At 42.6% G+C, this 24,333-nt stretch carries 28 protein-coding genes; 21 read left to right on the top strand and 7 right to left on the bottom strand.

Annotation, left to right across the window (positions count from 1 at the left end; all coding sequences use genetic code 11):
- Positions 1 to 2: 2 nt before the first annotated feature.
- On the bottom strand, positions 3 to 626 hold the full coding sequence (locus JSY38_RS06190; RefSeq protein WP_205115842.1) for an LPP20 family lipoprotein: 624 nt from the start codon (positions 624 to 626) through the stop codon (positions 3 to 5).
- Between the two features lie 385 nt (positions 627 to 1,011).
- Here JSY38_RS06190 and dinB point away from each other — a divergent pair, with 385 nt between their 5' ends.
- The 8 genes from dinB (at position 1,012) to greB (ending at position 7,115) form a co-directional block, all read left to right on the top strand.
- A complete protein-coding gene (gene dinB, locus JSY38_RS06185; protein ID WP_114412642.1) occupies positions 1,012 to 2,076 on the top strand; it encodes a DNA polymerase IV in 1,065 nt (354 codons plus the stop codon).
- A gap of 68 nt (positions 2,077 to 2,144) precedes the next feature.
- Positions 2,145 to 3,125, top strand: coding sequence for a hypothetical protein (locus JSY38_RS06180; RefSeq protein WP_114412641.1), 981 nt, complete (start codon positions 2,145 to 2,147; stop codon positions 3,123 to 3,125).
- A 120-nt stretch (positions 3,126 to 3,245) separates the two neighbouring features.
- A complete protein-coding gene (locus JSY38_RS06175) occupies positions 3,246 to 3,917 on the top strand; it encodes an alpha/beta hydrolase (RefSeq protein ID WP_114412640.1) in 672 nt (223 codons plus the stop codon).
- A gap of 34 nt (positions 3,918 to 3,951) precedes the next feature.
- A complete protein-coding gene (locus tag JSY38_RS06170) occupies positions 3,952 to 4,764 on the top strand; it encodes an inositol monophosphatase family protein (protein WP_239544378.1) in 813 nt (270 codons plus the stop codon).
- A gap of 27 nt (positions 4,765 to 4,791) precedes the next feature.
- Positions 4,792 to 5,250: a DUF2489 domain-containing protein gene (locus JSY38_RS06165; RefSeq protein ID WP_114412639.1), complete on the top strand. Its 459-nt coding sequence runs from the start codon at positions 4,792 to 4,794 to the stop codon at positions 5,248 to 5,250.
- Positions 5,250 to 5,621 (top strand): hypothetical protein, encoded by a 372-nt coding sequence (locus tag JSY38_RS06160; RefSeq protein WP_205115841.1) that lies wholly within the window; start codon positions 5,250 to 5,252, stop codon positions 5,619 to 5,621. Before JSY38_RS06165 ends, JSY38_RS06160 begins: the two co-directional genes overlap by 1 nt.
- 37 nt (positions 5,622 to 5,658) lie before the next feature.
- Positions 5,659 to 6,489 (top strand): mechanosensitive ion channel family protein, encoded by an 831-nt coding sequence (locus tag JSY38_RS06155; protein ID WP_205115840.1) that lies wholly within the window; start codon positions 5,659 to 5,661, stop codon positions 6,487 to 6,489.
- A gap of 113 nt (positions 6,490 to 6,602) precedes the next feature.
- Positions 6,603 to 7,115, top strand: a complete 513-nt coding sequence (greB, locus tag JSY38_RS06150; RefSeq protein WP_114412636.1) for a transcription elongation factor GreB — start codon at positions 6,603 to 6,605, stop codon at positions 7,113 to 7,115.
- A gap of 82 nt (positions 7,116 to 7,197) precedes the next feature.
- On the opposite strand, the gene JSY38_RS06145 is transcribed toward greB, so the two are convergent.
- On the bottom strand, positions 7,198 to 7,725 hold the full coding sequence (locus tag JSY38_RS06145; protein WP_205115838.1) for an NADPH-dependent FMN reductase: 528 nt from the start codon (positions 7,723 to 7,725) through the stop codon (positions 7,198 to 7,200).
- A gap of 1 nt (position 7,726) precedes the next feature.
- On the bottom strand, positions 7,727 to 8,920 hold the full coding sequence (locus JSY38_RS06140) for an MFS transporter (protein ID WP_205115837.1): 1,194 nt from the start codon (positions 8,918 to 8,920) through the stop codon (positions 7,727 to 7,729).
- A 131-nt stretch (positions 8,921 to 9,051) separates the two neighbouring features.
- On the opposite strand from JSY38_RS06140, the gene soxR reads away from it, so the two are divergent.
- From soxR to JSY38_RS06125, 3 genes are all read left to right on the top strand, one after another.
- The gene (gene soxR / locus JSY38_RS06135; protein WP_205115836.1) at positions 9,052 to 9,501 is read left to right on the top strand and encodes a redox-sensitive transcriptional activator SoxR; all 450 of its coding nucleotides are present in this window, start codon (positions 9,052 to 9,054) and stop codon (positions 9,499 to 9,501) included.
- Between the two features lie 150 nt (positions 9,502 to 9,651).
- Positions 9,652 to 10,515, top strand: a complete 864-nt coding sequence (locus JSY38_RS06130; RefSeq protein WP_205115835.1) for a DUF72 domain-containing protein — start codon at positions 9,652 to 9,654, stop codon at positions 10,513 to 10,515.
- A 44-nt stretch (positions 10,516 to 10,559) separates the two neighbouring features.
- Positions 10,560 to 10,868, top strand: a complete 309-nt coding sequence (locus tag JSY38_RS06125) for a YqfO family protein (protein ID WP_114412624.1) — start codon at positions 10,560 to 10,562, stop codon at positions 10,866 to 10,868.
- Here JSY38_RS06125 and JSY38_RS06120 read toward each other — a convergent pair.
- The 3 genes from JSY38_RS06120 to JSY38_RS06110 form a co-directional block, all read right to left on the bottom strand.
- Positions 10,849 to 11,394 (bottom strand): NUDIX hydrolase, encoded by a 546-nt coding sequence (locus JSY38_RS06120; protein ID WP_114412623.1) that lies wholly within the window; start codon positions 11,392 to 11,394, stop codon positions 10,849 to 10,851. The genes JSY38_RS06125 and JSY38_RS06120 overlap by 20 nt on opposite strands.
- A 9-nt stretch (positions 11,395 to 11,403) precedes the next feature.
- The gene (locus JSY38_RS06115; protein ID WP_114412622.1) at positions 11,404 to 12,660 is read right to left on the bottom strand and encodes an HlyC/CorC family transporter; all 1,257 of its coding nucleotides are present in this window, start codon (positions 12,658 to 12,660) and stop codon (positions 11,404 to 11,406) included.
- 83 nt (positions 12,661 to 12,743) lie between these two features.
- On the bottom strand, positions 12,744 to 13,511 hold the full coding sequence (locus JSY38_RS06110; protein WP_205115834.1) for a cytochrome C assembly family protein: 768 nt from the start codon (positions 13,509 to 13,511) through the stop codon (positions 12,744 to 12,746).
- A 129-nt stretch (positions 13,512 to 13,640) separates the two neighbouring features.
- Between JSY38_RS06110 and ffh the strand changes: the two genes are divergently transcribed.
- From ffh to JSY38_RS06060, 10 genes are all read left to right on the top strand, one after another.
- A complete protein-coding gene (gene ffh, locus JSY38_RS06105; RefSeq protein WP_114412620.1) occupies positions 13,641 to 15,017 on the top strand; it encodes a signal recognition particle protein in 1,377 nt (458 codons plus the stop codon).
- Positions 15,018 to 15,198: 181 nt separating this feature from the next.
- A complete protein-coding gene (gene rpsP / locus JSY38_RS06100; RefSeq protein WP_114412619.1) occupies positions 15,199 to 15,447 on the top strand; it encodes a 30S ribosomal protein S16 in 249 nt (82 codons plus the stop codon).
- A 15-nt stretch (positions 15,448 to 15,462) separates the two neighbouring features.
- Positions 15,463 to 16,008, top strand: coding sequence for a ribosome maturation factor RimM (rimM, locus tag JSY38_RS06095; RefSeq protein WP_205115826.1), 546 nt, complete (start codon positions 15,463 to 15,465; stop codon positions 16,006 to 16,008).
- A 22-nt stretch (positions 16,009 to 16,030) separates the two neighbouring features.
- Positions 16,031 to 16,783 (top strand): tRNA (guanosine(37)-N1)-methyltransferase TrmD, encoded by a 753-nt coding sequence (trmD, locus tag JSY38_RS06090; protein WP_114412617.1) that lies wholly within the window; start codon positions 16,031 to 16,033, stop codon positions 16,781 to 16,783.
- A gap of 69 nt (positions 16,784 to 16,852) precedes the next feature.
- Positions 16,853 to 17,215 carry a 50S ribosomal protein L19 gene (gene rplS / locus JSY38_RS06085; protein ID WP_012071433.1) on the top strand — a complete coding sequence of 121 codons (363 nt, stop codon included), beginning with the start codon at positions 16,853 to 16,855 and terminating at the stop codon, positions 17,213 to 17,215.
- A gap of 105 nt (positions 17,216 to 17,320) precedes the next feature.
- Entirely contained in the window at positions 17,321 to 18,040 is a 720-nt protein-coding gene (locus JSY38_RS06080; RefSeq protein ID WP_114412616.1) for a thioredoxin fold domain-containing protein, read from the top strand.
- Positions 18,041 to 18,184: 144 nt separating this feature from the next.
- Positions 18,185 to 19,486: a homoserine dehydrogenase gene (locus JSY38_RS06075; RefSeq protein WP_114412615.1), complete on the top strand. Its 1,302-nt coding sequence runs from the start codon at positions 18,185 to 18,187 to the stop codon at positions 19,484 to 19,486.
- A gap of 12 nt (positions 19,487 to 19,498) precedes the next feature.
- Positions 19,499 to 20,884 (top strand): threonine synthase, encoded by a 1,386-nt coding sequence (gene thrC / locus JSY38_RS06070; protein ID WP_205115824.1) that lies wholly within the window; start codon positions 19,499 to 19,501, stop codon positions 20,882 to 20,884.
- An 84-nt stretch (positions 20,885 to 20,968) separates the two neighbouring features.
- Entirely contained in the window at positions 20,969 to 21,688 is a 720-nt protein-coding gene (locus tag JSY38_RS06065) for a 16S rRNA (uracil(1498)-N(3))-methyltransferase (protein WP_205115822.1), read from the top strand.
- Positions 21,689 to 21,825: 137 nt separating this feature from the next.
- Positions 21,826 to 22,929, top strand: coding sequence for a GGDEF domain-containing protein (locus tag JSY38_RS06060; protein WP_205115820.1), 1,104 nt, complete (start codon positions 21,826 to 21,828; stop codon positions 22,927 to 22,929).
- A 78-nt stretch (positions 22,930 to 23,007) separates the two neighbouring features.
- Here JSY38_RS06060 and JSY38_RS06055 read toward each other — a convergent pair whose 3' ends face one another.
- On the bottom strand, positions 23,008 to 24,240 hold the full coding sequence (locus JSY38_RS06055) for a sugar MFS transporter (RefSeq protein WP_205115818.1): 1,233 nt from the start codon (positions 24,238 to 24,240) through the stop codon (positions 23,008 to 23,010).
- Between the last annotated feature and the right edge of the window lie 93 nt (positions 24,241 to 24,333).

Raw genomic sequence — 24,333 nt, 5'->3', positions numbered from 1 at the left:
GGTTATTCAATACTATAAAAGTTTGTTGTTGGTGTTGAATTTTGCACATCAACAGCGCGGTAGCCGGGTTGAACGGTACAATTTGGGTTTGTCCGTACGTTTCCGGAGTTAACACACTCACGGAAATTTTCCTGCAAGGCCATTTCAACTATAGTTTCGAATGTGCCATCTTCATGCTCTCGCTGAGAAACCACTTTTGCCCCAACTAGGTAAGCATCTACGTAAGTTCTAAGTTCATCGTTTTGCATTACCATGTTGCTTAACGAGCTTGAACCATCAATTTTTAAGCCATATACACGTTCAGAAAGGTTTCGATAGGCGTCTAGCATCGAACTGCGCAAAGACATAATGCGGGCTTGGGATTTAGTGAGGCGCTTATTAGTCATCATGGCGGCATAGCCTGTCGCCGTTATGATAATGGGCTCCTGCTTGATGACCGAAATAGTATTGTTTGTGTTCACCACGCCATTTTGTGTATAGCTCGGTCCAGTATTGAAATTATTTCCATTACAAGGAGCAACTGTTGTACATGTGTTTCCACCAGCATCTTGTTGATAAAGATTTTGACACCCAGCAAGCATTATTGCACCTACGGCGATAAAGAAAATTCGAAGTGATACTGTCATGGTGGTGCCCTTTGTATGGAAGTCTTTTTCTCAATATTCTGCGTTTTCAAGTGGCACTTATTGTGCCGTTACTTTACCTAATCGGTCATTTGCAGCAGGTCTTAAGCATTTACTGTGTGTTTAAAAACGTTTTTGTTTTTAACTTGGCGAATCTAATGGACAAAATGTAAACCATTTTACGCTCTAGCGTCCATGTTTGAGCGCTTAAAAAAGCACTTTTTCTTTGTTTTTGATAGTAAATATGCTTATCGCGTTAATTTTCTAGTGTTTTTGGCTGGGTTTTGCATGGAGGGTGATTTTTAGTGATATCTATTTTCTTTTTCTATACTTGATGAAGGGTAGAGAGAATTAATAGTATACTGTTTTTTTATACAGTGCTTTTGTTATGTCACCAAATAGAAAAATTATACATGTTGACGCCGACTGCTTTTATGCCGCCGTAGAGATGCGCGATGATCCTAGTTTGGGAGATAAGCCAATTGCAATTGGTGGACCTGAAAATAGTCGTGGCGTACTTGCTACTGCGAATTATGCGGCTCGTGTTTATGGGGTTCGTTCTGCGATGCCGACTTCGGTGGCTAAGCGCCTTTGCCCATCGTTAATTATTCTGCCAGGAAATATGAGTAAGTACCGAGTTGCTTCTGAGCAAATGCACGCAATTTTTCGAGCATTTACCGATATTATTGAACCGCTGTCGTTGGATGAGGCGTATCTTGATGTGACAGATTCTGAGTGCCTACAAGGGAGCGCGACGCGAATTGCTCAAGAAATAAAGTCTCGAATTGCTAGCGAGGTAGGGATTACCGTTTCAGCTGGTGTCGCGACGAATAAGTTTATTGCTAAGGTGGCTAGTGATTGGGATAAGCCTGATGGCTTGACTGTCGTGACACCAGAAGCGCAGCGTAAATTTGTTTCTGATATACCTGTTAAAGCTATCTCTGGGGTTGGGCGCGTTGCACAAGAGCGATTAGCTGCCTTGGGGGTGTTTAAGTGTGCCGATCTGCAGCAGTTGGATTTTGCGTTGCTGCAGAAGAGTTTTGGTAGTATGTCTTATCGTCTTTCTCAATTGGCTTTGGGGATTGATGATCGTCCTGTGGTGACTTCTAGAGAAAGGAAAAGTGTTTCTGTCGAGCATACGTTTGCGAAAGATTTGTTGGACATCAAAGAGTGCCAAGCCGTTTTGCCTATGCTATTGGCGGATTTGAAGAAGCGTATGTTAGGCCGAGGTTATGAGTCACAGCTTAGTAAGTATTATCTCAAAATTAAATTTGATGATTTCAAGCAAACGACAGTTGAGCGGCCAATAAAAGGAAAATTAACAGAAGACGCATTTTCTGAATTGTTGCAGCTGGCCTTTTCTAGATCTCCTCGTTCAGTTCGTCTCATTGGTGTTGGTTATCGCCTGACACCACCGCAACCTTTTCAATTAAATTTGCCTTTTACCTCCTAGTGTAAAAAACAATCAAGAATCCTGTCGTTTACTATACTTCAATAATGACACTTACGGAGGTGCTCGTTATGTTTAAGCAACAGAGTGATTTTGATTTCGTAAATTTAAGTATGCCTGACACATTATCTCATCGGTTGAGATTTGAGGTGGAGCAGACGCTAAGCTGTTTATATGCAGATGCTTCCCTAGTTGATCAAATGGATCGATTGTATTTACCTTTTTCTAATTGGTTGAGTCAAAAGGCGCATATTGGGCAAGGCCCCTTAATTGTCGGTGTGGGTGGGGCGCAAGGTTGTGGAAAAACGACTTTTTGTAGTGTTGTAAGCCGTATTCTTAATAAAGGCTTTGATCTGAATTGCGTGGTAATCAGTCTGGATGATTTATACAGTACTCAGCACGACAGAATGAAGTTTGCTAGCCAAACTTCGTCCATGTTTGCCGTGCGTGGTGTGCCGGGTACTCATGATGTTCGCTTTGCTCTAAGTTTATTTGATCGCTTAAAAAATTTGAAAGAAGGTGAGGTGATGAAGTTCCCTTGCTTCGATAAGTCGATAGACGATAGAAAATCGGTTCATTTGTGGAAAGAAGTTCAGGGTCCGGTCGATGTGGTGTTATTTGAGGGGTGGTGTGTTGGTGCGCCACCAATGATGGATCTTATGAATTCTCCAATCAACGCTCTCGAAGAGCGGGAAGATGCACAAGGGGTCTGGCGCAATAAGGTGAATCAATTTTTAGAAGAGGATTATAAAACATTATTTTCAAAGATTGATCTAATGACTTGGATGCAGGCCCCTAGTTATGACGTTGTATATCATTGGCGCAATAAGCAGGAGCGCATGTTGGAAAATCACCTTCATGATATCCATGGGATATTGCTTGATACCATTGATCTAAAAGTAATGTCTTCGGATGAGCTGAAAGGGTTCATGCAGTATTACGAAAGATTAACTCGGCATATGTTGGCGGTAATGCCCAATAGAGCGGATGTTTTGTTTACGTTAAGTGATAAGCAGGAGGTCTTGGAGATGCGTTTTCCTGTTGAGCATTAATATCTCATGTGCGCTGTATTAATAATTACACTATGCAGTAAAGGTGAGAGTGAGTGAAATACGGCAATATGATAGGCTATGGCGAATTGCGATAGCCTATTTTTTTGGAGTGTTTGAAAAATGACCGATGTATTGCCTTCTGTAGTAGTGGAAACTCATGAGCAGCCAGATGCTGCGATTATTTGGTTGCATGGCCTTGGCTCTGATGGTCATGATTTTGAATCTTTGGTTCCTGCGCTTTCTCTGCTTCCTACGTTGAAGGTTCGCTTTGTTTTTCCTCATGCGCCTCGACGCCCTGTTACCATAAATGGTGGCATGGAAATGCGTGCATGGTATGACATCTACGAGATGACGCTAGAGCGTAAAGTCGATATGGCTAATATCAATGAATCTTGTGCTCAAGTAGAGCAATTGATTCAGGATCAAATTGATCAAGGAATTTCTCCGAGCCGAATTATATTGGCAGGATTTTCTCAGGGTGGTGTTATTGCTTATCAAACGGCTTTGCATACGAAATATCAAGTGGCTGGCGTTCTCGCTTTATCAACCTATTTGGTCAATGGAGATAAAGTGGAGGAAGCGGATTCTTGTGTTAATGGGCAGACACCTATTCTTATTCACCATGGTTCGCAAGATCCTGTGGTTTCTCCTGCGTTGTCGATTCAGGCAAGAGATCTATTGTTATCTAAGGGCTATTCTGTGGAATATAAAGCCTATGAAATGCCTCATTCGGTCTGTCCTGAACAGGTGCAAGATATCTCTCATTGGTTGAATGTTCGATTAGCTGACTAAGTCCGAGATACTTATTTTAAAAAAGGGGGGGAGTGTGCAAGATAACGCTGTTGAATGGTTGGATTTTGCCAAAGAGCTTGCCGTTAAAGCGGGCGAAATGATTGTTGCAGCAAGAGCTGAGTCAACTTTTGTGCGGGATTATAAAATGGACCATGAATTGGTAACGACCACAGATATTGCCGTCGATCAATATATTTGTTCCAGCATCCTTGCGCGTTACCCTTTGCATTGTATTTTATCCGAAGAGTCGTCACCGAGTTTGGATCTTGCTAGTGTCGGTAACAGCACCCCCGTTTGGGTAATTGACCCTATAGATGGAACGGTGAACTTTGCACATGGACATCATCATGTTGCCGTTTCTATTGGTCTCTATATTGGCAATGAGCGTGTTTTAGGTGTTGTTAATGCCCCTTTTTTAGAAGAGTGCTTTTGGGCTATTAAAGGTGAAGGCGCTTACTGTAATGAAGAGCGTTTGGCGGTATCCGGTGCGAAAGAACGACGAAATGCATTGGTAGCGACTGGCTTTCCTTATCAAAAAGATGCGTTATTACCTATTCTCGAAAGAGTTTCGCGTATTTTGCACCACTGTCAGGATGTGCGACGTAATGGCTCTGCAGCTTTGGACTTATGTTGGGTGGCTGCAGGTCGTTTGGATGCCTATTTTGAAAGTGTGAAACCATGGGATATGGCTGCCGGCACTTTAATAGCGGAAGAAGCGGGTGCTCAGGTTGGGCGTTATCTTCAACCTTCTGATAGTTGGCCTGTTGTGGTGAATGGTGAAGGTCTTTTGGTTTCTACGCCGGGTTTGTTTGATGCTATGTTGTCGCTTACTTATCTCGAAAAGTAAGATTGTGTTATTTGGATAGGGTGTTTTATGTCTTTTACTGCGTTTTTAGTCGTTTTAGTTTGTTGTGTTGGTGTGATTGCAGTCTCTCTTTGGTTTATTAGGCGCCAATTGAAGATGAATAAACTGCGAGAGAAAAAAATTCGTGCAGGAGAAGACCGTTTCTTGGAAGAGCGTCAAAAAAGAATTGATAGTATTCGAGTGCTTTTGAAAACGGTAGGGACAGAAGAGCTTAATTGGATTGAAGCCAGCATTCGAATTAAGCATTTGTTGGACCAGCTTAGCGAAGATTTATCGACACATGAAGATATCTCGGCATTTTATATTGTTACAGAGAAAACAATGCACATACCTACCCACGATCAGTGGGGGGATCTGCCCAAGCCTGCGAAAATGAAGTTTCGACTTGAGATGGATGGCTATGAGGTGGAGCATGCAGAGCATCTTCTAAGGGCGAAAGATTCATTACTTGCCTATGATTTTAAATAATGTTGGTCCAGCTTCTAGTTTCTATCGGTTGCCTTTTTTTGTTGTTGCTTGCATTGACGTTGTTTTTTATTCGTCATCAATCAAAAGTACCCTATTATAGGATGACACAAGCACAGTGCATTGCATTGTTAGATAAGGCGATTAAAGGTGCTTTACCAGAACATGAATGGAGTGCTTTCTTGGGCATGAGTGTGCGGGATGATGGTGCTGTAGATGCCCTAAGGGAGCAATGCTTGCTGATTGATGAGTCTGGCGTTAAAGGATTACATTCTATTAATGGGCAATCTTGTGTGCTTTTTAATAGGAATGGCGTTTATCAGCTGGAAAAATTACTTGATGAGTGGCAGCATAAATCAAATTATTTAATCTGATTAAATTTAAAGTGGAATAGTAAGGGAATTAAATATTATGAATGAGTTAGAGTCGTTATTTGATCAAGGCTCCGAGCTGATGCCTTGGTTGGCTGATAGTGTTATCAACTTAGTAATTGGTCTTGTTGTTTTCTTTGTGGGTAAGTTCATCGCTTCCAAAGTGGCTCGTTGGTGTGAGAAGCGATTGCTGAAAGGGTCCGTTGATCAGGCGGTTGCAGGCTTCGCATCGAGCATTTTATATGCTCTGATGTTTACTGGCGTTGCTCTGATGGCGCTTGGTCAAATTGGAGTAGAGACGACATCCTTTATAGCGATTCTTGGTGCTGCAGGTTTGGCTGTCGGTCTTGCATTGCAGGGATCCTTGTCTAACTTTGCATCAGGTGTGTTGATTATTATATTACGTCCATTCCGCTCTGGTGACTTTATTGATGCTGGCGGCCAAATGGGGACGGTTAATCGTATTGAGCTATTTCATACTCATCTTAAAACGCCAGATAATCGCGTTATCATCGTGCCAAACTCTTCTGTAATGAATGGCTCTATTGTGAACTTCTCTCGTGAATCGACTCGTCGTTTAGACCTTGTTATTGGCATTAGCTACGATGCAGATATTCGTTTGGCTAAGCAGATAATGGAAGAAATTGTTAATGCTGATGAGCGTATATTAAAAGATCCTGCGTGCTTAATCGCGGTCTCTGAGCTGGCTGACAGTTCGGTGAACTTCTTCTTGCGCCCATGGGTTGCATCGGGCGATTACTGGACTGTGCGTGCAGACCTTTTAGAAAAAATTAAATACACCTTTGATGAGCGTGGCGTTGGTATTCCATATCCTCAAATGGATGTTCATGTTCATAAGCAAGAGTCATAGTTTTTTAAATTAATGTCTGATTGCTAAATATATGTAATGCCGCCAGTAATAATAGCTGGCGGCATTTTTGTTTTTACTGGTTAATTTTTATTGTTAAAAGAAGGCTGCTATTAATGAGTCGATATCGTCCACCATCTCCACCAAAATCTGCATACATAACCCACGAAGGTGCTCAAACCTTGCTGGCTGAGCTTAAGTATTTGTGGAAAGAAAAGCGTCCAGCTGTCACGGAAACCGTTCGAGAGGCGGCAGCGCAAGGTGATCGTTCTGAGAATGCGGAATATATCTATGGTAAAAAACAGCTGCGAGAAATCGATCGTCGGGTACGCTATCTGGAAAAACGTTTGGATATCTGTACCGTGGTTGATCGTCTTCCTACAGATCAGTCGCGGGTTTTTTTTGGTGCTTGGGTGACCTTAGAGGATGAGGATGGCGAGCTGCGTACACATCGTATTGTCGGGCCAGATGAATTGGATCACAATTCAGCTTATATAAGTGTTGACTCACCTGTGGCAAAAGCACTATTGAAAAAACAAGAAGATGATGACGTGACTATTCGTCTGGCAGCGGGAGAAAAAACCTACACGATAGATAGTATTGAGTATCACCCAATCCCATCCTTATAGCTCACAAAGTATTTAGACTAGAGTGTGTTGAGAGTAACAGCGAGAGTATGAATCTTGCTGTTACTTTTTTGGGGCATTTTAATTAAAAAGAAAGCTTATCAATACTGCTTAATAGGTGTTGTTTAAATGTTTCATTGGTAACCACTCCCTTTGTTGTATCAAAGTTATCAAAGAAGCTCGGTAATGATATGGCACCGATTACGCTCGCTGCAAAGTAGGATGCTGAGGCTTGTGCGGCAGCTAAAACGCTTTGCGCTCCACTGGGGCCCGGTGAGGTGGATAGCATAAGAACAGCTTTATTCTGAAAAACTTTCATGTCTATTCGGGATGTCCAGTCGAATAGGTTTTTATAGGCAGAAGTATAAGAACCGTTGTATTCGGCGAATGACATCACGATGCTATCGGCCGAGCCTATTGCCTTATAAAAATCATGCGCGAGCTGCGGAATGCCTGACTCTTTTTCCCTGTCTTCGCTATAGATTGGCATTTCAAAGTCGTTAATGTCGATTAGTGACACGTCTGCGTTGTTGATTTGCTGGGCAGCATAAAAAGCCAGTTTCTTGTTGATAGAGTTTTTGCTGTTGCTTGTGCCGAAGGCCAGTACTTTCATTTTAGTTTCCTTTATTGACGTTTGTAGTGAGAGTAGATTGTTTTTTCAGAGTGGCTGCGCCTGCAATGGCTAGAACTAAAGTAAAAGCCCCTGCTAATAAGTAAAAGTCACTGTATCCAAACTTGGCGATAAGAGTTGAGGTGACAAAAGGTGAAACAAATTGTCCAATGAAGATGCTACTTGTCAGCACGCCAGATGCGAGTCCGCGCTTGTTGTTTGGCGCAAGCGCCATGCCCTTTACCATGAAATTTGGCATTACCAATCCCATGCAAGCACCCATGAGGCCGCAACCGAGAATAACTAAGCTGAACGATGTGGCTTGTGATAGCACGAGCATGCCAATGCTCATGGTAATAAAGCCGATGAGTGCGACGCCATAGCTTTGGATTTTGGCAACCAGCTTGCCAAAAAATACGCCGGTTATCGCGGCGATTAATGTCCCCATTCCGATTGCCAAGCCTGATTTACTTGGATCAGTGATACCAATATCCACCATAAAAAATGGAATTTGTGTTGGCAGGATATAAAAGACGATTAAGTGGCAAAAAAGGAGAAGAGAGCAGCCGATGAGCGGTAGCTTCCAGCTGGTATTGGTATCGTCTTGTTGGTTATCGTTTGGCTGATTGATTTGCTTGCTGTCACGAATAGACAGGAATATGAGCGGAAGCAACAGAATAGCAATGGCGTAGATATAAAAAGGCAGTCGAGCGCTGATGCCTGCTAAATAGCCCGCTGTAACGATGAAAAGAATGCCTCCAATATTGGAGAAAGCTTGTTGTAGTCCCATAAATTGGCTTCTTTTCGGACCAGAATAATAATCGGTTATTAACGCCGTTACAGCGGTCATTAGTCCAGCGACACATATGCCCAGAATGGCTCGGCTGATAATAATAGCTTCTAAGTCTTGCAGCTGTGTACCAGCAGCTCCGGCGATGGCAAAGATGGTCGTCGCAATGATGATTTGATTTCGGCGACCGAACTTATCCGCTGTCCAGCCTAAGATCGGCGCAAAAATCACCACAAATAAAGCTGGGATAGGTAATAGCATTTTTACCCAGAAATCGGCTGAAGGTGTTCCCGAAAACTCGTTGGCTAATCCTGGTAATGCCGGAGCAATAGTGGCGTTGGACATCACGGTTAATGTAGAAATTAGCAGCAGGCAAAGAGCTCTGGATTCTAATAAGTCATTTTTCATTAAGGTTCTCTTCCTGAATGTAGATGGTATTTTCTCAAGTGTTTTCTCAGCTGTTTATTAAGTACTGGCTTGAGTTAGCTTGGGTTTATAGCTATTCTGATACCTCAACTTAAGTTTAGGTCAAGCGTTAAATGCGAAAAATAATAATGCCTGAATGGATTTCAGTGGGAGTGTTAAGTGAAAGAACTGGTGTGTCGGTGTCGGCTTTGCATTTCTATGAAAGAAAAGGGCTAATCAAGAGCCAAAGAAATACATCTAACCATAGGCAGTATCCAAAGCATGTCATTCGGGTTGTTTCTATTATTCAGGTTGCTCAGCGAACAGGCTTTTCTTTGGAGGATATTTTATTGGAGCTTGAAGGGTTGCCCAATCGCACCCGCGTTACTATAGATGACTGGGAGGCGTTGGGCGGCAGATGGCAAAATGAGCTTGATAAGAAGATCACCCAATTGGTTGAGCTGAAAGAAATGATGGCTGATTGTATCGGTTGTGGTTGTCTTTCTCTGGAAAGGTGTCGGCTTCTTAACCCTTATGATGAGTTGGGTGAGAAAGGCACTGGCCCAAGGCTCATGACGAAATAGGCAGGGCTTCTTTGTCTAGCGTAGAGAGTTGTTTGACACTTATGTGCAAGTTAGTCTGAGTGGTGTTTGGTTTTCAGTTGGTGTCTTTTATAGGTACCATGGGCTTTAGGTGGTGTGATATTAAAGTCTTAAGGTGTATTTAAGGGATCTATGAAAATTCATTATGGTATGGCGCAATGGCAGCACCCTGCTTGGGTTAATTGGCTTTATCCCACGTCTTTACCAACAGGGGAGCGTTTGGGTCGGTATTCACACGTGTTTTCTACGGTTGAAGTTGGTAGTACTTTTTACACCAAAGTGGACGATGCACAGTTATTGCGTTGGTACGAGTCTGTTGTTGATGGATTTAAATTCAGTTTCAAAGCCCCTCAAACCGTGACCCATCGATTAATAGAGCGTTCTTGGAGTGACGTTCAGCACGATTGGTTAGCTTTTATGCTTTCCTTGCAACCGTTACAGGCTAAGCTTGGTCCAACCATGTTGCAGTTCCCTGCTATATGCGATGAGCGTGCTTTGGACACTATTTTTGCCCTGTGCGATATGTGGACGTTATCTACACCTTTATCTGTTGAAGTGCGTCATCTAGCCTATTTTAATAAGTCTCAGACAGAACGACGTTTTTTAGCAGGATTGTCTGATCGTGAAGTTAATCGTGTGGTAATGGACTCTCGGCCTGTTTTTTCGACAGATGCTTATTGTGAAAGTCTGATTGATGCACAGAAGAAGAAACCAAGAGTGCCTTGCCATCCTGTGGTTACAGCCAATCATCCTGTGGTGCGTTTCATTGGCCATCCTGATTTGCCACGCAATGAATTATGGCTAGACCAATGGGCGGCAAAATTGTCTCAGTGGTTGTCACAAGGACTTACCCCAAGTGTGTTTGTTCACTCATCCGATAATATTGCTGCGCCAACCTTGGCGGCGCAATTGGATGAAAGAGTTCGTATTTTAAACCCTTATTATCAAAGTGCTTTGGCTTTACCGCACAGTCAGGAGCAGGTTAGTCTCTGGTGAGATGATTTTTGAGTTTAATAAAGTTGGTGTAGTGAGAGGGTGTTATGTATTCGTTAATATTTTATGTGCCTGAGTCGCATTTGGAGTCTGTAAAGCAGGCTGTGTTTTCTGCTGGTGCGGGCGCTATGGGGGATTATGATTCCTGTTGCTGGCAAGTAAAAGGGCAGGGGCAGTTCCGTCCTAGAAAAGGCGCTACGCCATTTCTAGGTAAGCTTGATGAGTTGGAGTTTGTTGATGAATATCGAGTCGAGATCGTTCTGGATGATGAGGTAAAGGCTGGAGTGCTGGCCGCATTGTTATTGGCTCACCCCTATGAAGAGGTGGCCTACCACTTTATTCCGATACAGTATTGAAGTGAATCGTATCTTCGTGAAAGCCGTAATGGCCTTTTTTATGATCAGCGATGAAAAGTTCGATGGTTTTACTGACGCTGCTAAAGGCCAGTTCATCCCAAGGGATTTCATCAAGAGCAAACAAGGCAACTTCGGAGCTTTCTTCAGTTGTATGAAAGTCATCTCTTTCTAATTGTGCGATGTAGAAAAGGTGAACTTGGTTGATGCGAGGGATGCTAATCATGCTAAATGCTTGTTTGCATATGGCGACTGAGCCGCTCTCTTCTAGTGTTTCTCTTAACGCACCTTCACTGGTTGTTTCTTGGTTTTCCATGAAGCCAGCAGGTAATGTCCAGAAACCTAGGCGTGGTTCAATGTTACGCCTGCAAAGCAATATTTTGCCGTTATAAAGAGGGATGGTGCCAGTGATTAGCCTAGGGTTGTCGTAATCGATAAACTCGCAACTTGGGCAAACCGCACGTAGTCGATTATCCCCGGCAGGGATGGTCATATTGACGGCGTGACCGCATTGCGGGCAGTATCTCATGATATTTCCTTAACGCTTTAGCTGAAGTTTTGCGTATTTAACGACTTTGTCTTCGATTTCTTGGATTTCAATCATGTAGTGCCCAACCCATAAGCTAATAGGGTGTTCAGGGATGAATTCCAGTGTTTCGATGATAAGACCATTTAATGTTTTTGGTCCGTCTGTCGGTAAATGCCAATCCAATGTTTTGTTTATTTCTCGAATGTGTGTCGAGCCTTCAATTCTAAATGACCCGTCGTCCAGTGTCTGAATTTCTTCATCTTCGTCTTGTGTTGGTGGCGTAAATTCACCCACGATTTCTTCAAGTACGTCTTCTAATGCAGCAATACCCTGAACATCACCGTATTCATCAACCACGATACCCATTTGCTGGTGGTCTTTCTGAAAGTTGAGCAAGACCGTATTCAGCGAAGTGCTTTCAGGGATGAAATAAGGTTCAACCGTTGCTTTTAATAGCGCGGCTTTGGATGGTGTGGGATCGCGAAGGAATACTGCTGCATGACGTGCGTGCAAAATGCCGATTACCTTGTTAATTTCGCCATTATATACGGGCATGCGCGTGTGTCTGCTTTGACAGATTTGCTCAATGATTTCTTCAATAGAGTCTTCAATATCTATGCCGATAACTTCGTTTCGAGGCACCATGATGTCTTCAACAGAGACTCTTTCTAAGTCGAGTATGGATATCAGCATTTCTTGGTGGGCCGCAGGGATTAAGCCACTAGCCTCATTTACGACGGTTCTTAATTCTTCGGAATCAAGCGTGTCGTGATTCTTTTGCGATGCATGCACACCGATCAAGCGTAAAAGCCCATTAGATAAGCCGTTCACTAGCCATACGAGTGGATAGAGTACTTTGAGTAAAATTGCAAGAATCCAAGACGCGGGAAAAGCGATTTTTTCTGGGTGAATCGCCGCCAACGTTTTTGGTGTGACCTCTGCAAAAATTAGTACCACCAAAGTTAGTGCCGCCGTTGCGATGGCTACACCAGCGTCTCCCCACAGGCGTACAGCAATGATGGTTGCTATCGCGGAAGCTAGGATATTAACAAAGTTGTTTCCGATTAGGATGACGCCAATAAGTCTATCTGGGCGTTCTAAAAGAGTGTTTACTTTGATTGCAGATCGGTTCTTGTTTTTTACAAGGTGTTTTAGTCGATATTTGTTTATCGACAACATCCCTGTCTCGGAACTCGAAAAGAAAGCTGAAAGTAAAATAAGACAAAAAAGTATTCCACCAAGAACACCTAAGGGTACTTCGTTCAAAAAGGGATCGCCTCGATTATGTAGATAATTGGATTATTGGTTCTTAAGATCTGACTGTCAAACATACTTTACATCATGCGCTGTTAATATTGTAAAATTTGCAGCGCAATTTTGCTGCCAAAGTAGCCAAGCATGAGTAAGAAAAAGCCACTCAGAGTCAGTTTTACCGCTAATTGTCCGCGCCAGCCAGCTATGTATCTGCCAAGAAGTAAACCCGCAAATACGAACCAAGAAGCAATTGTAAAAAATGTTTTATGGACCAGATGCTGAGCAAACATATCCTCAATGAAGTAAAAGCCAGTAGCAATTGTGATGGTCAGCAAAATAAATGCGGCCCAAATAAATTCAAACATCAAGCGTTCTAGGACCTGCAGTGGTGGTACTCTTAATAGTTGCTTCAGTTTGTGGTGCTTAAGTTGATACTCCTGCATAGCAAGTAAAATCCCGACGCCACAAGCGGTAGCGAATAAGCTATAAGCGACCGAGGCAATAAGAATGTGAGCGCTAGTGCCCCAAGAGTTGCTGTGTAATTGAGTTAAATCCCATGGTTCAATAGCATTCAGGGCAATGATAATGGCGCTAAGGGGAAATGCGGTGCCAAGTAGCAAAGACAAATCTTTGTTACGATTGCTAAGCCATAGAAGGCTGTTGCCAATTAACGCAATGAGCAAGCCAATTGTTAAAAAGTTAAATCCATCACGATTTAGCAGTATTTGTGTAAGCGCAAGGGTGTGGGAAACGATCGCAATCGCACCTACATACTGTGTATAAAGGCTTTTCTGGCGAATAAAATACGCTGTGCCAGCAATCAAACAAACGATACAAGCAAGCCAAAGCGATAATTGAGTCATGAAACTAAAGGTTCCGCAGGGTAAAGGTATAGGGTGTAAATCATTTATCCGTTATAATAGAGGCAATTTCACCTTGGATAAACTGAAACTGTAGGTTTTTTCCATTTAGAGTCAAAATTTGAGGGCAATATGTTCGACAATTTATCGAATCGCTTAACTTCCTCGCTTGATCGTATTCGAGGTCGAGCTAAATTAACTGAAGACAACATACAAGAAGTGTTGCGTGAAGTGCGTATGGCTCTGCTTGAAGCTGACGTTGCTTTGCCTGTTGTTAAAGATTTTATTGCTGCGGTTAAAGAGCGTGCAATAGGAACCGAGGTTTCTAAGAGTTTGAGTCCAGGTCAAGTCTTCCTGAAAATCGTTAAACAGGAACTTGAGAATGTCATGGGGCAGGCTAACGATGGCCTAAACCTTCGTGCCGCTCGACCAGCAGTTATCCTACTGGCTGGTCTGCAAGGTGCGGGTAAAACAACATCTGCTGCCAAGCTTGCTAAGTATTTGAAAGAGCGTGAGAAAAAATCCGTCTCAGTTGTGAGTGCGGATATTTATCGTCCTGCCGCTATTAAACAGCTTGAAACTCTGGCTGGAGAAGTGGGTGTTGATTTCATTTCAAGCGACTTGTCTCAAAAGCCAATCGATATTGTTAATAATGCTATCGACTTCGCTAAGAAAGCGCACAAAGATGTTTTGATTGTCGATACAGCAGGCCGTTTATCTGTCGATGAAGATATGATGGCTGAGATCAAAGCGCTTCATGCTGCTGTTAATCCAATTGAAACCTTGTTTGTTGTCGATGCAATGACAGGTCAAGATGCTGCTAATACGGCCAAAGCGTTTGGCGATGTATTGCCGCTTACTGGTGTTATTCTTACCAAGACAGATGGTGATGCTCGTGGTGGTGCAGCGTTATCTGTTCGTCACATTACGGGCAAACCGATTAAGTTCTTAGGCGTGGGTGAAAAAACGGATGCCTTGGAGCCTTTCCACCCAGATCGTTTGGCTTCTCGTATCCTTGGTATGGGCGATATGCTTTCCTTAATAGAGGAAGCAGAGCAAAAGATAGATAAAGATAAAGCTGAAAAACTTGCAGGCAAACTAAAGAAAGGCAAAGGCTTTGATTTAGAAGATTTTAAAGAACAGCTTCAGCAAATGAAAAACATGGGCGGAATGACCTCCATGTTAGATAAGCTTCCAGGCATGGGGCAGCTGGGCAATATTCAAGATAAAGTGAACGACAAAATGTTCGTTCAAATGGAAGCGTTAATTAATTCCATGACACCCGCTGAACGCCGTAACCCCGATGTAATTAATGGTTCTCGTAAAAAGCGTATTTCAACAGGTGCTGGCCTACAGATTCAGGATTTAAATCGTTTGCTTAAACAACATAAGCAGATGCAGAAAATGATGAAGAAGATGTCTGCCAAAGGTGGTATGCAAAAAATGATGCGTGGCCTCGGTGGAATGATGCCTGGAGGTCTTCCTGGTGGCGGAGGTTTCCCTAAATAAGGGGGCTATTTGCTTGTTTTTATTGGATGGACTAAAAAAACTTCCAATTAAAGTGAAAGGGCGAGTAAATCGCCCTTTCGTTTTTCTAGTTTATCGACTAGAATATGCCGCCTTCTTGTAGTATGAGTCAAAAATTCGACTCGGCAAGGGGTGTTTCGTTAAGCAATAAGGAACCAATCATATGGTAACTATTCGTCTTTCTCGTGGTGGCTCTAAAAAGCGCCCATTCTATCACTTGAACGTGGCTGATAGCCGCAATGCTCGTGATGGTCGTTATATCGAGCGTTTGGGTTTCTTTAACCCTGTTGCTCGTGGTCAAGAAGAACGTCTACGCATCGATCTAGATCGCGTAAACCATTGGGTTAGCCAAGGCGCTCAACTTTCTGACCGTGCTGCGCAGCTTGTAAAAGATGCTAGCAAAAGCGCTTAATACTGAGGTAATGCTATGTCTGAGTTAAAACAAGCGGCCGCTCCTGAGCAAGCCCTTGTGGTTGGACGCATTACATCAGTATATGGTGTCAAAGGGTGGGTGAAGTTATATTCGCACACCGACCCAATGCAAGGAATCTTTGATTACAAGCATTGGTGGTTGAAAACTCCTAGTGGGTGGAAAACCGTAGAATTAAGCCAAGGCCGTCTGCAAGGGCGTGGGTTGGTGGCATCCGTTAAAGGCTATAGCGACAGAGATCAAGTAAAAGAGATCTGCGGTATGGATGTTTATATTGATGCAGCAGAGCTACCAGAATTGGACGAAGGTGATTATTACTGGAGTCAACTGGAAGGTCTGAGGGTTATTACCAAAGAGGGAGTCCTCTTAGGGAAGGTTTCTCAACTTATGGAAACTGGTGCGAATGATGTGATTGTTGTCCGCGCGTGTGAAGGTAGCTTTGATCGTGAAGAGCGATTGATTCCTTATGCTCCAGGAACTTATGTTTTAAACATCGATTTAGAACAGCAGGAAATGGTAGTTGATTGGGATCCAGAATTTTAAACAGATAAGCTGAGGTCACAACGTGAAGGTTAGCGTTATATCGCTCTTTCCGGAGATGTTTCAGGCCATTACCCAATATGGAGTAACAGGCAGAGCCATTAAGTCTGGGTTGGTTGAGGTGGATTTTTTTAATCCCCGTGACTTTACTCATGACAAGCATAAGACTGTAGATGATCGACCTTATGGTGGTGGTCCAGGGATGTTGATGAAAGTTCAGCCTCTCAAAGATGCCATTGCAAGTGCCAAATTATCGGTGCCCAATGCAAAAGTTATTTATCTATCCCCCCAAGGGCGTACGCTAACGCAAGAAGGCGTGCAGCAACTTGCTAAACAAGCAGAATTTATTCTGGTAGCAGGTCGCTATGAAGGCGTTGATGAGCGTTTGATTCAATCTGAGATTGATGAAGAGTGGTCAATTGGCGACTTTGTCCTAAGTGGTGGCGAGTTACCGGCTATGGTGCTAATGGATGCTGTATTTCGTATGGTTCCAGGAGTATTAGGAAAACAAGCGTCTGCGGATGAAGATTCATTCTCTGATGGTTTGTTGGATTGTCCGCATTATACTCGCCCAGAAGTACTAAATGGCGAACCAGTGCCATCAGTGCTGCTTAGTGGCAACCACGAGGAGATTAGACGCTGGCGATTAAAGCAAAAGCTCGCAAGAACTTTTCAGCGCCGGCCAGACCTTCTGCAGAACCTTGAGTTGGACAAGGAACAGCAGTTGTTGTTAGAAGAGTTTATTCGCGAAACTGAAGATTCAACCTCGGCAGAGTAGGAATTGCGAGCTTGTCAGAAAGAAGAACCTTCGAGCTGATAAGAAACCATATCATTAGGAGTCACATCCATGAGTAATAAAACTAAACTGATTCAGCAGATAGAAGCTGAACAAATGACAAAAGAAGTCCCAGCCTTCGGTCCTGGTGATACTATTGTTGTTCAAGTTAAAGTTAAAGAAGGTTCACGCGAGCGTCTACAGGCTTATGAAGGCATTGTAATCTCTAAGCGTAACCGTGGTCTTAACTCAGCATTTACCGTTCGTAAAATTTCTAGCGGTATCGGTGTTGAGCGTGCTTTCCAAACGTACAGCCCTTTGGTTGAAAGCATCGAAGTTAAACGCCGCGGTGACGTGCGTCAAGCTAAGATCTACTACCTACGCGAGCGTTCTGGTAAATCTGCACGTATCAAAGAAAAATTGGCTAAACGTTAATTTTTTCTTATTAAAAAAAGGCGACGTCAGTCGCCTTTTTTTATGGAACTAACCCCCTGTCGTATGGCCTAATGGAGACTGTTTTATCATGTCTTTGGGGTTTTCATGAAGCGTTCTTTTTTGTGTATCTTTCGTTCTGCTGTGGCAGGCGCATTTCTTTTCTCATTTTCCACTATCGTATTTGCTGATCAAACTGCTGTTTTATCCGCTATTCAAAATGCATTACCTCAATATGAAGTCGAAAGCGTTAATCTGCATGATGATGCAGGCTTGTATGTTGTCGCTCTGAAAAATGGGCCCACACTGCACGTTACACAAGATGGTAAGTATTTTGTCGCTGGTGATCTTTATCGTATTGACAATACCACGCTTGAAAATGAAACAGAAAAAGCCAAGCTTGCTAAAATTGAGGCATTGCCTGAGTCACAAATGATTGTTTATAAAGCAAAAAGCGAGAAAGCGCATATCACTGTATTTACTGATGTAGATTGTGGCTATTGTCGAATGCTTCATAAAGAAGTTCCCAAGCTGAACGAGGCAGGTGTGACTGTTCGTTACTTGGCTTACCCAAGAGCAGGGGTTGGTTCTGAGACTTATACCAAAATGGTCAGTATATGGTGTTCAGCAGACCCTAAAGAGTGGCTAGCGCAAGCAAAGTTGGGAGTAGAAGTTCCTGAAAATAAATGCGTTAACCCTGTCGCTGAACAATATAAATTAGGTAATGAAGTGGGCGTTCGTGGCACGCCAAGCATAGTGTTGGAAAGTGGTGAGTTCTTACCAGGCTATTTACCTGCGGCTGAGTTAGTAAAACGCCTTGGGTTATAGTCTTATTGCGAAATATTCCACCAAACATGAGCCTTCTTCAGCCTTTTCTACGTTGGGTTTGAATAACACTGGCGTTATAATAAGTTAAATTGTCACTTAGTTAAGTGTCTTATAAAAATTAGATTATCTCTGTGGGGTATTGTTTTGAAACCGGTAAAAGTCGGAATTTGTGGGCTGGGGACAGTGGGGTCCGGTAGTTTTAACATTCTTCTTAATAATGCAGAAGAGATTACTCGTCGAGTGGGTCGCAGTATTGTTATTGAGCAGGTTGGTGCACGCCGTGATAATGACGCTTGTGATACCTCTAATATCAATGTTACCCGTGATATTTTTGATGTAGTCAACAATCCAGAGATTGATATTGTACTTGAGTTAATTGGTGGTACCACGGTTGCCAAAGAGCTTGTTCTTACCGCTATTGAAAATGGTAAGCACGTTGTTACTGCGAACAAAGCTCTGATTGCAGAGCATGGCAACGAAATTTTTGCTAAAGCCCAAGAAAAAGGCGTTATTGTTGCCTTTGAGGCGGCAGTTGCTGGCGGCATTCCTATTATCAAGCAAATTCGTGAAGGCTTGTCAGCCAACCGAATTGAATGGTTGGCTGGGATCATTAATGGTACAGGCAACTTTATTTTGACCGAAATGAGCCAGAAAGGTCGCGATTTTGAAGATGTGCTAGCTGAAGCTCAGGAGTTGGGCTATGCAGAAGCGGATCCTACTTTTGATATTGAAGGGATTGATGCTGCGCACAAGTTAACGATTCTTGCGTCCATTGCGTTTGGCATCCCTTTGCAGTTTGAAAAAACCTACACAGAAGGCATTAGTCGTATTACTGCTGAAGATGTGTCATTTGCCGATGATCTTGGCTATGCAATCAAACATTTGGGTATTGCGCGTCGTTCTAAATCGGGTATTGAATTGCGTGTTCACCCGACTTTAATATCTCACAAACAGCTTTTGGCTAATGTTAATGGCGTTATGAACGCTATTATGGTTCAAGGTGATGTAGTTGGGCCGACATTGACATACGGTGCTGGTGCCGGTGCATTGCCAACAGGGTCTTCTGTTATTGCTGATGTGATAGATGTCGCTCGTACTTTAACGGCGGATCCAACGAATCGAGTGCCTCATTTGGCATTCCAGGCAGACTCTTTGTCTAGTGTCCAAGTGTTGCCAGTAGAAGAAATTGAGTGTGGTTTTTTCTTGAATATGACGATTAAAGACCGTGCTGGCGTGCTTGCAAATATTACGCAGATTTTGTCTGTGAATGACATCAGTATTGAGTCTCTTATTCAGCGTGAGCGTGAAGGCAGTGAGTTAGTGCCTTTGGTTGTAATGACTCATGATGTAAAAGAACGCAATATGAATGCTGCGATTGCGGCAATTGAAGCCTTGCCGGATGTTGCGGGAACAGTACAGCGAATCCGTGTTGAAAACTTGGCGTAAGAGAGAGCAAATATGAAATACATTTCTACTCGTGGTAAAGCGCCAGCGCTTTCTTTTGGTGATGTGTTATTGGCTGGTTTGGCAAATGATGGTGGCTTGTATGTGCCAGAAACCTTACCTCATTACAGCAAAGAAGAGATCGCTTCTTGGGCAAGCTTAAGCTACCAAGAGTTGGCTTTCAAAGTGATGTGGCCGTTTGTGGAAGGCGATATTCCTGCAGACGCATTTAAGACTATGATTGATGACGCCTATGCGAGCTTCAATCATACATCTATTGCGCCTATGGTTCAGGTTGGTAACAACGAATGGATACTGGAATTATTCCGTGGTCCAACCTTGGCGTTTAAAGATTTTGCCTTACAGTTACTTGGTCGTTTGATGGATTATGTGCTGTCTGAGCGCAAGGAAAAGCTGGTTATTCTTGGTGCGACATCAGGAGACACTGGCTCTGCTGCTATTGAAGGTTGCCGTCATTCAGAGCATTTGAATATTTTCATTTTGCATCCATACCAGCGAGTATCTGAAGTACAGCGTCGTCAAATGACCACAGTTATTGACGATAATGTGTTTAATATCGCGGTAAAAGGTAACTTTGATGATTGCCAAGGCATGGTGAAATCGAGCTTTGCGGATCAGTCTTTCTTGAAAGGTGCTAAGTTAGGAGCGGTTAACTCAATAAACTGGGCCCGCATCATGGCCCAAATCGTTTACTATTTCTCTTCTGCATTGTCTGTTGGAGCTCCACATCGTAAGGTGTCTTTTTCTGTGCCAACAGGTAATTTCGGCGATATCTTTGCTGGTTACTTGGCGAAAAAAATGGGCTTACCAATTGATCAGCTTGTGGTTGCTACTAACCAGAATGATATTTTACATCGCGTGATCGCTGAAAATGACATGAGTCGTCAGTCTTTGAATGTCACCTTGTCTCCGAGTATGGATATCATGGTTTCAAGCAACTTTGAACGTCTGTTATTTGATGCTCATGGCCGCGATGGTGCGGCGATTGATGATTTGATGGCACGCTTTAATAAAGGCGATGTATCCTTAAATGATCAAGCTTGGTCTTTTGTTAAAGAGAACTTTGATAGCTACAAAGTAGATGATAAGAAGACATGTGATGTGATTGCAGATGTGTTTGCTAAAACACAATACTTGCTTGATCCGCACACGGCGATAGGTCTTGAAGCGGCTCGTCATTGCTGGAAAGATCCGTCTGTTCCTATGATTACCTTGGCAACAGCGCATCCTGTGAAGTTTCCTGAAGCTGTCGAAAAAGCTGGCTGCGAAACACCTATATTACCTGAACACATGAAAGATCTTTTCGATAGAGAAGAATCTTATGAAGTGTTAGATAACAGCTTGAGCGATGTTCAGGCGTTTGTTGCAGGTAAGATTTAGCTATAAATAATTCAGTAAGACTAATAATAACGGCCAATCTTTGATTGGCCGTTTCTTTTTCCTTCATACTTTTGCGCTTCTCATATGAATATAATTTTACTTGACCCTAATAATACCCTTGGTGATGGCCTTTACAGACTTTCTTCGCGTCAACAAACCCATGTTTCGAAAGTGATTAAAGCGCAACAAGGTGATGTTCTGCGCGTGGGAGTGTTGAATGGAAAAATAGGGGAAGGGGTTTATGAACCACCAAGCGAAGATAGAGTTGGCTATATTCATTCGTTAAATTTATCTTCACCACCTCCAGAGCCTTTGCCTATGGTGCTGGTTATGGCTTTGCCAAGACCAAATATGTTGAAGCGTACTTTACAAAATATAACTGCCATGGGAGTGAAGGATTTATACCTTATTCATTCAGCCAAAGTGGAAAAAAGCTACTGGCAGAGCCCTGTTTTGCAGACTGAATCTATTCAGCAATGTTTGTTAGAAGGCCTAGAGCAAGCAAAAGATACGGTTATGCCTAACTGGACGCTTATTCCTCGTTTTCGTCCTTTTGTAGAAGATCAATTGCCGGCTATTTTGAAAGACAAAGTTGGGTTACTTGCTCATCCTTATTTAGCAAAGCGTTGTCCTATCGATATTCAACAACCTTGTGTTCTTGCTCTTGGGCCAGAAGGAGGGTGGAACGAGTTTGAAGTGAGTAAGTGGCATGAAGCTGGAATGGAATCTGTGCATTTAGGTGATCGTATATTAAAAGTCGAGACGGTTGTGCCTGTTTTGTTATCGCGTTTGTATCCAGCTTAATGTTTTGGAAGCATCTTTTATTATTTAATGTTGCTATTTGTAACGGTGAGGGATTATTTAAGGAGCTATTTAATCCTTTGGTGTAGCATGTTCTTATTAGCCATGTGCGAACTTGTGGCACGGGGTGGAGGGCGTGAATGACTAAATTAAATAATAAAACGAATACTGAAATAAATAATAAAGAAAAAACGTCTTTTCTCACTTTTTTATATGTTGGTAACACTGATACTGTTTTTTCAGAAGATACTCGACGCGTCTTTATTATCAACCTTTTCGCTTCTGTTGGCGTTTTATTCACACTTCCTTTAGGTGTCGTTTCTATATGGCAGGGTAAACTCCTTCTCGGGGTAAGTTTACTTGTTATCGCTATTTTATATTCACTAAACCATATTTATTTGCGTCGAACACATAATCATAAATTATGTGGGTATTTTGTAATTTACCCTTTGTATGTTTTGATGATTTACCTTGTTTATTCTGGTGGTGTAAATGGTACGGGTCATGTTTGGATTTACTGTATTCCTGCTGTTGCATTATTTTTACATGGTATGAAAAGAGGGTTAATCGAGTTAACCCTTTTTACTCTCGCATTAATTTTAGTTATGTATTTTATGGATAGCCGGTTTTCAGAGTTTGGATATCACGAAACGTTAAAGTCGAGAATCCTTTTTTCGTTTATAGTTGTGGTTTTTCTATCTGGTATTTATGAATATTCAATGTCTCGTTTTAATCAAGAATTGAAAGAGACGACGACAAAGCTAAAGTTATATGCCTATACCGATCCGCTAACAAAGTTGTTAAACCGAAGAGGGATATTACAGCGCTTAGAAATAAGTACTCAACAAAGCTTTCACCTTTTGTTGGCCGATGTAGACTTCTTTAAACGAATTAATGATGAATATGGTCATGATGTTGGTGACTATGCGTTAACTCAGTTAGCTAAAATATTCCAAGAATCTCTGCCGAAGAAAGACGATTTAGTTTCAAGGTGGGGAGGCGAGGAGTTTTTGATCGCTGTTTGTGGCATGGACGAATACGAGGTATTTGAGTTTGCTGAAATTTTGCGCCATCGAGTAGAGTCTTACGAATTTTCTCATTTAGACCAGCGTTTCCATATGACTTTAAGCTTTGGTTTAGCTGGGATGAATAGCAGCACATCATTGCGAGAAGCCATTACGTTAGCAGATAATCGTTTGTATCAAGCGAAGCGATCTGGCAGGAATCAAACCTGTCGAGCGTAGCTCTAATATGATTTTATAGTAAACTCGCCCTAGGCTTTCCTAGGGCGGGTTTACTATTTCAGATTGTATGTTATCGGATTATTGCTGCTTTGGTTTTGAACCAAATACACCAAAATAAGCGATGTATAGGTAACAAAAAATAGGCATGATAAATGAGATCTGAAGGCCAATAGAGTCAGCGATTAGGCCTTGAAGCATAGGTAGGATTGCACCACCGACAATAGCTAAGCACAACAAACCGGAACCACGACTTGTTTGTGGTCCAAGGTCTTTCAGGGCAAGACTGAAAATGGTTGGGAACATAATAGAGTTAAACAAGCCAACGATTAATATTGACCACATTGCTAGATGACCATCGTTGATGATGGCACTGGCTATTAATGCAATTACAGCAAGTGCATTTATCGTTAATAACGTTCCTGCTGAAATACGCTGCATTAGTGCTGCACCGATAAAGCGTCCCACCATTGCGCCGCCCCAGTAATAAGCAACGTAGTGCGCTGCTTCTGCTTCAGCAAGACCTGCGATGTTTTCTAATCCGAAAAAGTTTACTAATAAGCTACCAATGGCCACTTCCGCGCCAACGTACATGAAGATAGCCACAGTACCTAGTACCAAGTGACGATGCTTTAGAATACTTTCACTTGGTACGTTTGCCTCTGTGCTTTCTATACTAGAGGGTGTCGGAAGGTTAATACGAGTAAAAATAGCAGCTAGAACAATCAGCAAAATTGCCAAACCAATATAGGGAATAATAACGCTTTCAGCTTCTTGTGCTTTAGTCGCGTATTGTCCTGCAACAGTGAATAGTAGAGCGCCGCCAACCAGAGGAGCCACTGTCGTTCCTAAAGCATTAAACGCTTGAGACAAGGTTAAACGGCTTGATGCCGTTTCAGTCGGACCCATAACAGTGACAAGTGGATTCGCTGCAACCTGTAGAATCGTGATGCCAGCAGCAAGGACGAACAGGGCAGTTAAAAATATACTGTATTGTTGGGCTTTAGCTGCGGCAACAAACAATAGGCAGCCAGCTGCGGCAATCATTAGACCGATACCAATGCCACGTTGAAAACCTACTTTTTTGACTAGGTTTCCTGCTGGAACGGAGACAATAAAGTAGGCGCCAAAGAAACACATTTGAATCATCATTGCTTGGGTGTAATTAAGGTCGAATACACCTTTTAAGTGCGGGATTAAAATGTCATTCAGTGATGTGATAAAGCCCCACATGAAAAACAATGATGTAAGAGCTATCAAGGCAAAACGTTGGTTTGATTGTGGCTTGTCTGCCACGGAAGTTTGATTATTCATATTTTTTCCGATGAGTTAAAACGAGAGTTGCTCAGTTTTTATCTTTAGGATGTCAATCCAAATCAAAAAAGTGCGGCATCATAGCATCGAAAA

This window comes from Marinomonas foliarum, assembly GCF_016906065.1.
Lineage (GTDB): Bacteria > Pseudomonadota > Gammaproteobacteria > Pseudomonadales > Marinomonadaceae > Marinomonas > Marinomonas foliarum.
Note: the sequence above shows the minus strand (reverse complement) of the source record. Positions and strands in the feature narration are given on the sequence as shown.

What these genes read in the sequence shown, in the direction of transcription:
- thrC (WP_205115824.1), top strand. Translation starts at nt 19,499, where the DNA reads ATGAAATACATTTCTACTCGTGGTAAAGCGCCAGCGCTTTCTTTTGGT.
- JSY38_RS06065 (WP_205115822.1), top strand. Translation starts at nt 20,969, where the DNA reads ATGAATATAATTTTACTTGACCCTAATAATACCCTTGGTGATGGCCTT.
- JSY38_RS06130 (WP_205115835.1), top strand. Translation starts at nt 9,652, where the DNA reads ATGAAAATTCATTATGGTATGGCGCAATGGCAGCACCCTGCTTGGGTT.
- JSY38_RS06125 (WP_114412624.1), top strand. Translation starts at nt 10,560, where the DNA reads ATGTATTCGTTAATATTTTATGTGCCTGAGTCGCATTTGGAGTCTGTA.
- JSY38_RS06180 (WP_114412641.1), top strand. Translation starts at nt 2,145, where the DNA reads ATGTTTAAGCAACAGAGTGATTTTGATTTCGTAAATTTAAGTATGCCT.
- JSY38_RS06145 (WP_205115838.1), bottom strand. Translation starts at nt 7,725, where the DNA reads ATGAAAGTACTGGCCTTCGGCACAAGCAACAGCAAAAACTCTATCAAC.
- JSY38_RS06110 (WP_205115834.1), bottom strand. Translation starts at nt 13,511, where the DNA reads ATGACTCAATTATCGCTTTGGCTTGCTTGTATCGTTTGTTTGATTGCT.
- JSY38_RS06140 (WP_205115837.1), bottom strand. Translation starts at nt 8,920, where the DNA reads ATGAAAAATGACTTATTAGAATCCAGAGCTCTTTGCCTGCTGCTAATT.
- JSY38_RS06055 (WP_205115818.1), bottom strand. Translation starts at nt 24,240, where the DNA reads ATGAATAATCAAACTTCCGTGGCAGACAAGCCACAATCAAACCAACGT.
- greB (WP_114412636.1), top strand. Translation starts at nt 6,603, where the DNA reads ATGAGTCGATATCGTCCACCATCTCCACCAAAATCTGCATACATAACC.
- JSY38_RS06080 (WP_114412616.1), top strand. Translation starts at nt 17,321, where the DNA reads ATGAAGCGTTCTTTTTTGTGTATCTTTCGTTCTGCTGTGGCAGGCGCA.
- rimM (WP_205115826.1), top strand. Translation starts at nt 15,463, where the DNA reads ATGTCTGAGTTAAAACAAGCGGCCGCTCCTGAGCAAGCCCTTGTGGTT.
- JSY38_RS06120 (WP_114412623.1), bottom strand. Translation starts at nt 11,394, where the DNA reads ATGAGATACTGCCCGCAATGCGGTCACGCCGTCAATATGACCATCCCT.
- JSY38_RS06175 (WP_114412640.1), top strand. Translation starts at nt 3,246, where the DNA reads ATGACCGATGTATTGCCTTCTGTAGTAGTGGAAACTCATGAGCAGCCA.
- rplS (WP_012071433.1), top strand. Translation starts at nt 16,853, where the DNA reads ATGAGTAATAAAACTAAACTGATTCAGCAGATAGAAGCTGAACAAATG.
- soxR (WP_205115836.1), top strand. Translation starts at nt 9,052, where the DNA reads ATGCGAAAAATAATAATGCCTGAATGGATTTCAGTGGGAGTGTTAAGT.
- JSY38_RS06060 (WP_205115820.1), top strand. Translation starts at nt 21,826, where the DNA reads ATGACTAAATTAAATAATAAAACGAATACTGAAATAAATAATAAAGAA.
- ffh (WP_114412620.1), top strand. Translation starts at nt 13,641, where the DNA reads ATGTTCGACAATTTATCGAATCGCTTAACTTCCTCGCTTGATCGTATT.
- JSY38_RS06165 (WP_114412639.1), top strand. Translation starts at nt 4,792, where the DNA reads ATGTCTTTTACTGCGTTTTTAGTCGTTTTAGTTTGTTGTGTTGGTGTG.
- dinB (WP_114412642.1), top strand. Translation starts at nt 1,012, where the DNA reads ATGTCACCAAATAGAAAAATTATACATGTTGACGCCGACTGCTTTTAT.
- JSY38_RS06155 (WP_205115840.1), top strand. Translation starts at nt 5,659, where the DNA reads ATGAATGAGTTAGAGTCGTTATTTGATCAAGGCTCCGAGCTGATGCCT.
- JSY38_RS06160 (WP_205115841.1), top strand. Translation starts at nt 5,250, where the DNA reads ATGTTGGTCCAGCTTCTAGTTTCTATCGGTTGCCTTTTTTTGTTGTTG.
- JSY38_RS06190 (WP_205115842.1), bottom strand. Translation starts at nt 626, where the DNA reads ATGACAGTATCACTTCGAATTTTCTTTATCGCCGTAGGTGCAATAATG.
- rpsP (WP_114412619.1), top strand. Translation starts at nt 15,199, where the DNA reads ATGGTAACTATTCGTCTTTCTCGTGGTGGCTCTAAAAAGCGCCCATTC.